Genomic DNA, 12341 nt, shown 5'->3' with positions numbered 1-12341 from the left:
AGCGTGAATCAGTCGAAGCCACGCGCCTTGCCGCGGTTCTTCTTGATATCGGCCTGGCGACGTTTGCTGTCAAGGCGCCGCAGTTTCGACCCTTTGGTCGGTTTGGTGGGCCGCCGGTACTTCGGCGGCGTTGCCGCCTCGCGGATCAGGGCAACCAGCCGGTCCAGCGCATCGCGGCGGTTCTGTTCCTGGGTGCGGAACCGGTTGGCGACGATGACAATGACGCCGTTCCGCGTCATGCGGCGGCCCGCAAGCGGCTGCAGGCGCAGGAATTGCGCGTTGGACAGGGCCCGGCATTTGCGCGCGTCGAACCGCAACTGTACGGCGCTGGCGGTCTTGTTGACCTTCTGCCCGCCGGCGCCGGGAGACCGGACGAAGCTTTCCTCAATCTCGCTTTCGTCGATGCTGATGGAATCGGTAACCTGAATCATGACATGCAGTGTAGCACAGCATCGAAAATTCCGGCGCGGTTGCAGGACCCGCGAATTCATAGGAACATGATACGTGATCGGCGGCTACCGGAAGGCAGGGGGAGCGTTCATCGATGCGGAATAATCATATGCGCGCGCAGGGAGCGGGCGCGTCATGAATCCATTCGGACTGTCGGAGCCGGCAACGCTGAAGGAAGCCGTCGGGATGCTCGATGCGTCGGATACGCAGATCCGGCCGATCGCGGGCGGAACGGCCGTGATGCTGATGATGAAAACCGGCATTTTCCAGCCGGACCGGCTGATCAGCCTGCGCGGAATCGAGTCGCGCTATTCCGAAATCGGCATAACGGGTGGCGGCGATTTGCGGATCGGCGCGATGACGCCATTGCGGAAAATCGAAAAGTCGACGGAAGTGGCGAAAATCGCGCCGGTCATCGCCCGCGCGTTGCGGCGGCTGTCGAATGTGCGGGTGCGCAATGTGGCGACGCTGGGCGGCCATCTGGCGCATGGCGATCCGCACCTGGACCTGCCGCCGGTGCTGATCGCGCTCGGCGCGAAAATTGTGATCGTCAGCCCTGGCGGCGAAAGGGTGATCGAGGTCGAGGATATGTTTCGCGGCTATCTGGAAACCGTGCTCAACCCGGATGACCTGATCGCCGAGGTCATTGTTCCCGCCCTGGCGGGCCGCCGGTCCGCCTATCTGAAGCACACCACCCGCTCCGCGGATGACTGGCCGGCGCTGGGGATCGCCGTTTCGCTGGAAAGCGACGGGAGCACGCGTGTGGCCATCGGCGCCGCGACCGATACCCCGCGGCGGTTGAAATCGGTGGAAGCGGTCCTGAACGGCTGCGTTCCTGATGACACGGTTCTCGCGGCGGCCGGCGATGCGGCGGCATCCGAAGCCGAAGTGCATACCGATGCGCGCGGTTCGGCCGCCTACAAGCGTGAACTCATCCGCGTCTTCATGCAGCGGGCGATCCGTCAGGCGCTTGCGGCAGGCGTCGAAACGGGGAGGGCAGGCTGATGGCCGGCGGAACAACGACGACGACGGTCGGCCATTCCTATCCCCGGATCGAGGCGCGGGCCAAGGTAACGGGGCAGGCCGAATACATTTATAATCTGCGCCTGCCGTCGATGCTGCACGCCAAGGTGCATCGCAGCCCGATCTCGCACGGGCGCATCCTGTCCATCGATACCAGCGAAGCGGCGGCGACGCCCGGCGTGCATCGCGTCATCACCGGCGAGGATGTGAAATCGGTGCTGCCAGAGCCCTATTACGGCCCCGCCTTCCATGACCAGCCGATCCTGGCGCTGGGCAAGGTGCGCCATTTCGGTGAACCGGTCGCGGTGGTGCTGGCCACGGATCCGCATATCGCCGAATCGGCGGCGCAGCGGATCGTCGTCGAATATGAGGAATTGCCGGGCATCTATGACGAAGTCGCGGCGATGACCTCCGACATCATCGTCCATGACGAACTGAAGCCGGCCGGCACCTTCGCCGACCTGAAGCATCTCGCGGGCAAGCGGGATACCAATCTGGCGCTGGAGTATCACCTGCGCCACGGCGATGCGGACAAAGCCTTCGAAGAGGCGGACCATGTCTTCGACCATACATTCAGCACCCAGCAGACGATGCATACGCCCTTCGAGCCGATGGTGGCGCTGGCGGATGTGCGAAATGACCGGGCGACGGTCTACTCCTCGACGCAGAGCCCGTCCTTCGTGCGTTTCGAACTGGCCCGGCTGCTCGGCTGGCCGGAAAGCAATGTGCGGGTGAAGACCGCGCATCTGGGCGGCGGATTCGGCGCGAAGGTCTATGTGAAGGTTGAGGCGCTGGCGCTGGCGCTGTCGCTGATCGCGCACCGCCCGGTGCGGGTGGCGCAGACCATGGAGGAACAGTTCTACACCATCACCAAGCACCCCTGTACATTCCGTATCCGCAGCGCCGTCAGCAGGGACGGCAAGGTAACCGGCCGTAAATGCGAGGTCTGGTGGAATGGGGGCGCCTATGCCGATATCGGCCCGCGGGTGACGCAGAAATCGGGATTCACGGCGGCGGGTCCCTACGACATCGACAACGTGGCGATCGATTCCTACGCGCTCTACACCAACCGGCCGCCCGCCGGGGCGTTGCGCGGATTCGGCATTCCGCAGCTCGTCTGGGCCTATGAAAGCCACACGGATATCATCGCGCGCGAACTCGGCATCGACCCGGTGGACTTCCGCAAGCGGAACATCCTGCGCAATGGTCGGCCGCAGGCAGTCGGTACCATCGTCGAGGACGGCGAGTTCGAGGCGGTGCTGGATGAAACGGCTTTGCGAATGGGCTGGAACCGGCCATTCGACAAGGGCAGCGGTACGAAACTGCGGGGCCGGGGAGTCGCACTGGGGTTCAAGGCGTCAATTTCACCGACAACATCCAGCGCCATCGTCAACGTTAACGCCGATGGCAGCTGCATTGTCTATTGCAGCACCGTCGATATGGGGCAGGGCTCGGATACGGCGATGGCGCAGATCGCGTCGGAAGTGCTGAATATTCCGATAGAACTGATCCGGATCGTCAATCCCGATACGGATGTGACGCCCTATGACATGTCCACCCTGGGGTCCCGTTCGACCTTCCATATGGGGCATGCCGTGCGGCTGGCGACGTCGGATGCGCGAGACAAGCTGAAGGCGCTGGCCCGGGAAGTCGGCGTGCCGGAAGGGGCCAATACGCCGCTGCCGGAACTGTTCATCCGGAAATTCGGGATGCGGGCGGGGAATATCGTCGGCACGGCCAATTATATTCCCGATTTTTCGCCGCCCAATTACGATACCGGGCAGTCCTCCAACGCGACGCCGTTCTGGATGATCGGCGCGACCGGCGCCGAGGTCGAGGTGGATACGGAAACCGGGCAGATCCGCATCCTGCGGCTGGTCAATGTCTGCGACATCGGCAAGCCGATCAATCCGGTGGTCGTGGAGACGCAGATTTCCGGCGCGGCCGTCATGCAGCTCGGTTTCACGATGACCGAAAACATGATCATCGAAAACGGCCAGCTTACCAATCCGTCGCTGGCGGATTACAAGATCCCCGGTTTCTTTGATATGCCGGAAACGATGGAAAACGGCTTTATTGAGGCAGAGCAGCATAACGGCCCGTTCGGCGCGAAGGGGGCGGGAGAATCAGGCACGTTCGGTGTCTCGCCCGCCATCGCCAACGCCATCGAGGATGCGGTGGGTGTGCGGATAACGCAGATGCCGATTACCGCCGAGGCGGTTTTCCGCGCGTTGCGGGAAAAGCAGGGTCGGCCGCTGGAGGATGACTGCGATGACCGCTGAACGCAGAACGATCCGCTTTACCCTCAATGGACGGCCGGTCGTGGCCGATATCGGCGTGCACCAGAACCTGACCGAGGTGCTGCAGGAAAGTTTCGGTCTGTTCGGGTCGCGGGAAAGCTGCGGGCAGGGCCTGTGCGGCTGCTGCACGGTGCTGATCGACGGTACGGCGGTGACGGGCTGCCTGTCGCTGGCCGCCTTCGTCGATGGCGCTGAGGTGGGCACGATCGAAGGGTTGAGCGACGGCGACAGCCTGAGCCCGGAACAGGAGGCGTTCATCGAATGTGGCGCTTCGCAGTGCGGCTATTGTACGCCGGGGTTTATCCTCATGACGAAGCAGTTGCTCGATGAAAATCCGGCGCCGAACGACGATGAGATAATGCATTACCTGTCCGGAAACCTGTGCCGTTGCGGCACCTATCCCGAAATCATCAAGGCGGTCCGGCTGGCCGGACAGAAGCGGAAGGCAAAATAACAAATGACCGGTACACCCATCATCGAACGGATCGAATTCACCGCCTTTGAAGTCACCATCCCCGACATGTCGGCGGACGCTGCCGGCTTCGGAATATCCTACACGCCGGGCACGGCGAAGCCGCAGCTTCGCTTCGGGCTTCGCATCCACACCGATACGGGCGTTGTCGGTGAATATGTGCCGGGCCGCGGGCGCGCGAAGGTAATCATGACCGCCTGCGAGGCCCTGGCGCATCGGCTGATCGGCCAGCCCGCCCTGCAGCGGGAAAAGCATTACCGGTCGATGCGCCAACTGACCAAGCATATCGGCGAGGTTGGAATCGGCGCGCTGGATATCGCCCTGTGGGACCTTGCCGGGAAACATTACGACGCGTCGGTCGGTGAACTGCTGGGCGGGTACCGGACGCGCCTGCCAGCCTATGCCAGCACCATTCATGGCGACAACCTGCCCAAGGGCCTTTCCAGCCCGGGGGCCTATGCGGATTTCGCCGAGCAGTGCCACGAACTGGGCTATCGCGCCTACAAGATGCATGGCTGGCATGGCGATCTCGCGCAGGAATCGGCGATGATCCGGGAAGTGGCCAAGCGGGTCGGCGACCGCATGGTGATCATGTATGACGGTTCGGGCCATATGAAGACGCTGGCGGACGCCATCCAGCTCGGCAAGGTCTGCGACGAATGCGGGCTTTACTGGCTGGAAGACCCCTATTCGGATGGCGGCGTTTCCGTCCGCGGGCATCAGGTGTTGAAGGAATATATCAATACGCCGATCCTGATTACCGAACACGTCCGGAATCTGGAGACAACCACCGACATGATGGTCGCCGGCGCGACCGATTTCGCCCGTGCCGACCCCGATTACGACGGCGGCATTACCGGCTGCCACAAGGTTGCGGCCGCGGCGGAGGGGCTGGGCATGGATTGCGAAATCCATTCCTGCGGCCCGGCGATGCGGCAGCTGATGGCGGCGTGCCGCAATTCCAATTACTATGAGGTCAATCTGGTGCATCCGGATTGCCCGAACGCCTGGTCCCTGCCGTTCTATGAAGGCGGATATTCCGACCAACTGGATTGTGTCGGCGATGACGGCTGTGTCGGTGTCCCCGATGCGCCAGGCCTCGGCGTGACCTATGATTGGGTTGCAATTGCGAAGGCGGCGGTCGAAACGCGGATCGTCCGCTAGGCGTGCGGCACCGGCTTGCACGTGACGCAGACGGCGATTTGAACTACAATACCTATTGACGAGGCCAGACTCCGGGCGAATATGTTGCGTGCCTGTTGCAGTCGATTATGGCCGCAACAACGATGATTAGGACCTGATGGCGTATGAGTATTCATGTCGCATTGCACCATAAAACGAGCTACGTATACGACCGGAAGGTAGAAGTCGGCCCGCAGATTATACGCCTGCGCCCCGCGCCGCATGCCCGCACGCCGATTATCAGCTACGCGTTGAAAATCGAGCCCGAAGGGCATTTCATCAACTGGCAGCAGGACCCCTACGGCAATTATCAGGCGCGAATCGTCTTCCCCGACCCGGTTGATCGTTTCATCGTGCAGACGGACCTCGTCGCCGATATGTCTGTCCAGAACCCGTTCGACTTTTTCCTGGAGCCGGATGCGGAGGAATTTCCCTTTCGGTACGATGCGGATCTGAAGCGGGAACTCGAATCCTATCTGGAGACGGAATCCGCCGGGCCGCTGCTGTCCGCATGGCTGGAATCGGTGCCGAAGGAACCGGAACAGACGGTCAATTTCCTTGTTGCGCTGAACCAGCGGCTGCAAACGGAAATCACGTATCTGATCCGCATGGAACCCGGCGTGCAGACCTGTGAGGAAACGCTGGAGCGGGGCAAGGGGTCGTGCCGCGATACCGGCTGGCTTCTGGTTCAGATATTGCGGCATCTGGGTCTCGCCGCGCGGTTCGTGTCGGGCTACCTGTTCCAGTTGAAACCCGATGTGAAATCCCTTGATGGGCCGTCCGGTGCGGAGGAAGACTTTACCGACCTGCACGCCTGGGCGGAGGTCTATCTGCCCGGCGCGGGTTGGGTCGGTCTCGATCCGACCTCCGGATTGTTCGCGGGCGAAGGGCATGTTCCGCTGGCGGCGACACCGCGGCCGCAGAGCGCGGCGCCGATTTCCGGCGTCGTCGGGGAAGCGGAAGTCGACTTTTCCTTCGACATGAAGATTACGCGGGTTCTCGAAACGCCGCGCGTCACCAAGCCCTATACCGAGGAAACCTGGCAGGCAATTGACGCTCTGGGCCGGCAGATCGATGCCAGCCTCGAAGCCGGCGACGTTCGACTTACAATGGGCGGCGAACCGACCTTCGTATCCATCGATCATCCCGATGCCGCGGAATGGAATACTGCGGCCGTGGGTCCGACCAAGCGCCCGCTGGCGGACGATCTGATCCGCCGTTTGCAGGCGAAATACGCGCCGGACGGACTTCTGCATTACGGGCAGGGAAAGTGGTATCCCGGCGAACAGTTGCCGCGATGGGCCTTTGCGCTGTACTGGCGGGTCGATGGCAAGCCGATGTGGCGCCATCCGGAACTGATCGCGGATGAAGACGAGAACGTTGCGCCGGATATCGAGGAGGCCGGCGCTTTTGCGCGCAGCGTGGCGCAGCGCCTGGACATCAACCCGGATGCGGCGACGGCGGCCTATGAAAACCCCTGGCATTTTCTGGAGAAGGAACGGCATCTCCCGGAAAATGTCGACCCGGCGGATTCCAAGCTGGACGATCCGATGGAGCGGGAGCGCCTGGCCAAAACCTTCGAACGGGGATTGCAGACGCCGACCGGCTTCGTTCTCCCGGTGCAGCGCTGGAACGCGAAAGCCAGCGAAAGACGCTGGGTCAGCGAGCCCTGGACAACCCGAAGCAAACATTTGCACCTGATTCCGGGCGATTCCCCGGTCGGATACCGGTTACCGCTAGGGTCCCTGCCGCATATTCCCGAGGTCGATTATCCCTATATCGTTCCGGCGGATCCTTTTGCGGAGCTTACAGAGCTGCCCGATCCCGACGAACGGCGCCAGCCGTATATCGCCGGACAGGATCAGCCCGTGGCGGGACGGCAGGTTCAGGCCGGCCAGTCGACCGGCGGCGGCGACAAGGGGGTCGCGCGCGCGGCGTTGACCGTAGAGCCACGCGATGGCCGGCTTTGCGTCTTTATGCCGCCGACAGAGACGCTGGCGGATTATCTGGAGCTTTTGCTGGCGGTGGAGGAAACCGCGGCGGAATCGTCAATGGAAATCCATGTCGAAGGCTATGCGCCGCCGAACGACCCGCGCCTCAACGTCATCAAGGTGACTCCCGATCCCGGCGTGCTGGAGGTCAATATCCAGCCGGCGCATAACTGGAGCGAAATGGTCGATATCACGACCACACTTTACGAGGAAGCGCGGCTGACGCGGCTCGGCACCGAGAAATTCATGCTGGATGGACGGCACACCGGTACCGGCGGCGGAAATCATGTCGTTGCGGGCGGAGCGACCCCGGCGGACAGCCCTTTCCTGCGCCGCCCCGACCTGCTGCGCAGCCTGATTACCTACTGGCAGCATCATCCGGGCCTCAGCTATCTGTTTTCCGGTATGTTCATCGGTCCGACCAGCCAGGCGCCGCGCATCGACGAGGCGCGCCATGACGGGCTGTATGAAATGGAAATCGCCTTCAGCCAGGTCCCCGATCCGGGTGAGGAAAGCCCGCCCTGGCTGATCGACCGCCTGCTGCGCAATCTGCTGATCGATGTGTCCGGCAATACGCACCGGACCGAAATCTGTATCGACAAGCTGTATTCGCCGGATGGCCCGACCGGGCGACTGGGCCTGGTTGAATTCCGCGCCTTCGAGATGCCGCCGCATGCGCGGATGAGCCTGACGCAGCAATTGCTGTTGCGCGGGTTGATTGCGCGGTTCTGGAAGACACCCTATATCGCGCCGCTGGTCCGCTGGGGAACGTCGCTGCATGACCGGTTCATGCTGCCGCATGCGGTCTGGGCGGATATCGCCGGTGTGGTCGATGAAATGCGTGATGCGGGTTTTCCGTTCGAACTGGACTGGTTCGCTCCGCATTTCGAATTCCGGTTTCCGCGCTATGGTGCAACCCAGTACCGTGACGTCGAAATTGAAATCCGCCAGGCGCTGGAGCCCTGGCATGTGATGGGCGAGGAAGGGGCTGTCGGCGGTACGGTGCGTTATGTCGATTCGTCCGTGGAGCGGATTCAGCTTCGACTCCGCGGCATGACGGATGGCCGCTATCTGCTCGGCTGCAACGGATACCAGGTGCCGCTGTCATCCACCGGCACGAACGGCGAATACATCGCCGGGGTGCGGTTCCGGGCCTGGCAACCGGAATCGGCGCTGCACCCGACGATCGGTGTGGATGCGCCCCTTGTTTTCGACCTGTTCGATACATGGACAAATCGTGTCGTGGCAGGTTGCACCTATCATGTGGCGCATCCCGGCGGCCGAAACTTCGAGCATTTCCCGGTCAATTCCTACGAGGCGGAAAGCCGGCGCCTGTCCCGTTATTTCAATTTCGGGCATACGCCCGGCAGCGGCACCGCGCCGCGTCCGATACCCAATTCAGAATTTCCGATGACCCTGGACCTGCGGCGCGCGCATTGAATATGAGCATTCCCCATCAGACGAGCGACGCCGAAAAGGACAGTCGCGGCCCCGGACTCGCGAACGGATACTGGCCCGTTGAAGGTGCGTATGACGAGATGGTCGACGCCAACGGGAACGTCCGGCCGCATTGGCGCGCGGTTCTGGATGAACTGGATGCGACCCGGCGGGTTGAACTGGAAGGCGCCTGGGAAACGGCGCAGCGGCTGATCCGCGAAAACGGAACGACCTACAATGTTTATGATGAGGAAAACGGCGGCGCCCGTCCCTGGCGGATGGACCCGGTTCCCTTTATCATTGATGCTGCGGAATGGCGGCAACTGGAAGCCGGGCTGACCCAGCGGGCGACTCTGCTGAACGCCATTGTCGCCGATCTGTATGGCCCGCAGACCCTGCTGCGGGAAGGCCGTATTCCGCCGGCGATAATTTTTGAAAATCCCAATTTTCTGCGGCCGCTGCACGGTGTTGTTCCGCCGGGAAACGTGCATCTGCAGTTCATGGCGGTTGACCTTGCCCGCGCGGCCAATAATACTTGGTGGGTCGTCAGCGATCGGACCCAGGCGCCTTCCGGCGCCGGCTATGCCCTGGAAAACCGCCTGGTCATGCGGCGTTCGCTGCCCACCGTGTTCCGGAATGCGCCGGTCCAGCGACTGGCGGCGTTTTTTCAGGCGTTCAGTGACAATCTTGTTGCGCAGACCGGGCGGGAAAACCCGCTGATCGTCCTCATGACGCCGGGGCCATCCAACGAAACTTTTTTTGAACACGCCTATCTGGCCCGGTATCTGGGTTATCCGCTGGTCGAAGGGGCGGATCTGACCGTCCGCGACAGCCGGGTTTATCTGAAAACGCTGAGCGGGTTGCGGCAGGTAGACCTGATCTACCGGCGGGTCGATGGCGATTTCTGCGATCCACTGGAACTGCGGACGGAATCACTGCTCGGCGTGGCGGGCCTTGTCGCCGCGGTTCGCGCAGGGAATGTCGTCGTCGCCAATTCCCTGGGCAGTGGCATTGTTGAATGCGAAGCGCTGATGGGCTTTCTGCCCGGCCTGTGCCGTCATTTGCTTGGCGACGATCTGATTTTGCCGTCGGTGGCGACCTGGTGGTGCGGACAGGAAAAGGAACGCGACTTTGTTCTGAACAACCTGGACAACCTCGTTCTCCGGCCGACATTCTCCAACCGCACCATCCTGACCGATCGCATGCATTCCGTTTTGCCGCAGCAATTGTCGGACCCCGACCGGCGGGCAATTGTCGAGCGTCTCGTATCGCGCGAGCGCGACTTTATCGGACAGGAAGTTTTGCCCCTGTCGACGACACCGGCATGGCGCGATGGCGGGCTGCGTCCCAGCCCCATGATGTTGCGGGTGTTCATCTGTGCGGATGGCGGCGGATACCGGGTGATGCCGGGTGGGCTGACCCGGATATCCGATGAGCCCTACACCCACGCTGTCTCCATGCAGCAGGGGGATGCCAGTAAGGACACGTGGGTTCTGTCGGACGGTCCGGTCAGTACGTTCAGCCGCCTGCCCGTGCTGGAAGGCGGGTCGGTGCTGCGCCGCAGCGGCGAGAATATCCCCAGCCGGGTCGCCGATAACCTGTTGTGGCTGGGCCGGTATGCGGAACGGACGGAAAGCACGGTCCGGCTGATGCGCAGCCTGATCCGCCGTATGCTGGGTGAAGTGGGGGCAACCGATGACCCGGTAATCCTCCGCCGGCTGATCGGTATTCTTACAGGGTTGGGATATCTGCCGAAGCGATCGGCGCGCCGTGCGGAATCAGCCGGTCTTTCGGCATTCGAGCGGGAGATCGGCAATCTGCTGTTCGACCGGAACGTCAATAACGGGCTCCTGAGCCTTCTCGGAAACCTGATGCGGACGGCATCGCTGGTGCGGGACAGGCTGAGCGAGGATGCTTGGCAGATTCTCGATATGCCGCATCGTCTGGCGGCGCGCTATGCGGGTATGGCGCCGATTGGCATCGACAACGCGCATGCGTTCCTGAACGAACTGCTGCGGCTGCTGACGGCGTTCAACGGGATGCAGATGGAAAACATGACCCGCAGCGTTGGCTGGCGACTGCTGGATGTCGGACGACGCATCGAACGCAGCGGACATACGGCCATTTTGATCCGGGAACTTGCCGGGGCCGGCAATCCGGAAAGCGATGGCGGGCTCGACCTGTTGCTGGAACTGGGCGACAGTACGATGACCTATCGGACACGGTATCTGACGACGGCGCAATTCGCGCCGGTACTCGACCTGCTGATGTGCGATGAAACCAATCCGCGGTCACTGATTTTTCAGGCCAACGTGTTGAACGAACACATTGCCGCCCTGCCGCGTGACGTGCGGATGGCCACGCTGACGAACCAGGAATATCTGGTCGAGGAAATGCGCAGCAGTCTGAAACTGGCCATGGTGTATGAACTGGCGGATAGCCGCGACAGCAGGGGGCGGCGTGTCAAGCTCGACCGATTCCTGCGGCGACAGCAGGAAATGGCCGTGATGCTGTCCGACGATATTTCCCGTGCCTACTTTACCCATGTTCTGCCGATCCGTAGCGGAAGCAGCAGGCGCCAGCCGTGATTTACGAGGTCACCCACCGAACCACGTTCGAGTATACGCAAAGCGTATCGATCTCCCATCACCTGCTGCACCTGGCGCCGCGCCCAAATCCCTGGCAGGTCTGCCATCGCCACGCACTGTTTGTTGACCCTTCTCCCGCCGTCATCGAAAACGCAACGGACTATTTCGGCAACCCCACGACCTACATCACCATTGAGGGGACACATGATGTCCTGTCGATTGTCTCCCGCAGTCAGGTCGAAGTGCATCAGCCGCCGCCCGGGCATCCGGGTCTTTCGCCGCCCTGGGAGCATGCAACGCAGTTTCAGCAGTCGTCCAGCGGCGATATGATCGATATCTGCCAGTTCGTCTTCGATTCCCCGCAGACGATCTCGGACGGCGCCGCGCGGGAATATGCGCTGGCCTCCTTTCCGCCGGGCCGGCCTGTTCTGGAAGCGGCTGTCGATCTGATGGGTCGAATTTTTCACGAGTTCCACTATGAGGGCGGCGTCACGGATATTTCCACGCCGGTCGACACCATCCTGAAGGATCGCCGCGGCGTCTGTCAGGATTTCGCGCATCTGCAGATATCCTGCCTGCGGTCGATGGGGCTGCCGGCCCGTTATGTCAGCGGTTACATTCTTACCCATCCGCCGGAAGGCAAGGAAAAGCTGGTCGGGGCCGATGCGTCGCATGCCTGGCTGTCGGTCTGGGTGCCGGGTGACGGCTGGACGGACCTGGACCCGACCAACAATCAGATTCCGTCCGGCGAACATATAACAGTCGCCTGGGGTCGCGACTATGCGGATGTCAGTCCCATCAACGGGCTGGTGATCGGCGGCGGAAATCACGAGATCGAGGTTTCCGTCTCCGTCGAGCCAAGGGTCGACTGAGCAGGGACTTTTCGCGCATGACTGGC

At 62.1% G+C, this 12341-nt stretch carries 8 protein-coding genes; 7 read left to right on the top strand and 1 reads right to left on the bottom strand.

Going from position 1 to position 12341, the window contains the following annotated elements; all coding sequences use genetic code 11:
- Positions 1-8: 8 nt before the first annotated feature.
- Positions 9-431, bottom strand: coding sequence for an alternative ribosome rescue aminoacyl-tRNA hydrolase ArfB (gene arfB, locus WD767_17325; GenBank protein ID MEX2617854.1), 423 nt, complete (start codon positions 429-431; stop codon positions 9-11).
- A gap of 154 nt (positions 432-585) precedes the next feature.
- On the opposite strand from arfB, the gene WD767_17320 reads away from it, so the two are divergent.
- The 7 genes from WD767_17320 (at position 586) to WD767_17290 (ending at position 12315) form a co-directional block, all read left to right on the top strand.
- Complete coding sequence (locus WD767_17320) at positions 586-1455, top strand: xanthine dehydrogenase family protein subunit M (GenBank protein MEX2617853.1); 870 nt, start codon at positions 586-588, stop codon at positions 1453-1455.
- Positions 1455-3755: a xanthine dehydrogenase family protein molybdopterin-binding subunit gene (locus WD767_17315; GenBank protein MEX2617852.1), complete on the top strand. Its 2301-nt coding sequence runs from the start codon at positions 1455-1457 to the stop codon at positions 3753-3755. Before WD767_17320 ends, WD767_17315 begins: the two co-directional genes overlap by 1 nt.
- Positions 3745-4227, top strand: a complete 483-nt coding sequence (locus WD767_17310) for a (2Fe-2S)-binding protein (GenBank protein MEX2617851.1) — start codon at positions 3745-3747, stop codon at positions 4225-4227. The genes WD767_17315 and WD767_17310 overlap by 11 nt, the downstream gene beginning before the upstream one ends.
- Before the next feature lie 3 nt (positions 4228-4230).
- Entirely contained in the window at positions 4231-5409 is a 1179-nt protein-coding gene (locus tag WD767_17305) for an enolase C-terminal domain-like protein (protein MEX2617850.1), read from the top strand.
- A gap of 143 nt (positions 5410-5552) precedes the next feature.
- A complete protein-coding gene (locus WD767_17300) occupies positions 5553-8858 on the top strand; it encodes a transglutaminase family protein (GenBank protein ID MEX2617849.1) in 3306 nt (1101 codons plus the stop codon).
- A 2-nt stretch (positions 8859-8860) separates the two neighbouring features.
- The gene (locus WD767_17295; GenBank protein MEX2617848.1) at positions 8861-11443 is read left to right on the top strand and encodes a circularly permuted type 2 ATP-grasp protein; all 2583 of its coding nucleotides are present in this window, start codon (positions 8861-8863) and stop codon (positions 11441-11443) included.
- A complete protein-coding gene (locus WD767_17290; protein ID MEX2617847.1) occupies positions 11440-12315 on the top strand; it encodes a transglutaminase family protein in 876 nt (291 codons plus the stop codon). The genes WD767_17295 and WD767_17290 overlap by 4 nt, the downstream gene beginning before the upstream one ends.
- The last annotated feature ends 26 nt before the right edge of the window (positions 12316-12341 follow it).

Source organism: Alphaproteobacteria bacterium (assembly GCA_040905865.1).
In the GTDB taxonomy this organism is placed as follows: domain Bacteria; phylum Pseudomonadota; class Alphaproteobacteria; order UBA8366.
This window is presented reverse-complemented; position numbering and strand designations above follow the sequence as displayed.

What these genes read in the sequence shown, in the direction of transcription:
- arfB (MEX2617854.1), bottom strand. Translation starts at nt 431, where the DNA reads ATGATTCAGGTTACCGATTCCATCAGCATCGACGAAAGCGAGATTGAG.
- WD767_17320 (MEX2617853.1), top strand. Translation starts at nt 586, where the DNA reads ATGAATCCATTCGGACTGTCGGAGCCGGCAACGCTGAAGGAAGCCGTC.
- WD767_17315 (MEX2617852.1), top strand. Translation starts at nt 1,455, where the DNA reads ATGGCCGGCGGAACAACGACGACGACGGTCGGCCATTCCTATCCCCGG.
- WD767_17310 (MEX2617851.1), top strand. Translation starts at nt 3,745, where the DNA reads ATGACCGCTGAACGCAGAACGATCCGCTTTACCCTCAATGGACGGCCG.
- WD767_17305 (MEX2617850.1), top strand. Translation starts at nt 4,231, where the DNA reads ATGACCGGTACACCCATCATCGAACGGATCGAATTCACCGCCTTTGAA.
- WD767_17300 (MEX2617849.1), top strand. Translation starts at nt 5,553, where the DNA reads ATGAGTATTCATGTCGCATTGCACCATAAAACGAGCTACGTATACGAC.
- WD767_17295 (MEX2617848.1), top strand. Translation starts at nt 8,861, where the DNA reads ATGAGCATTCCCCATCAGACGAGCGACGCCGAAAAGGACAGTCGCGGC.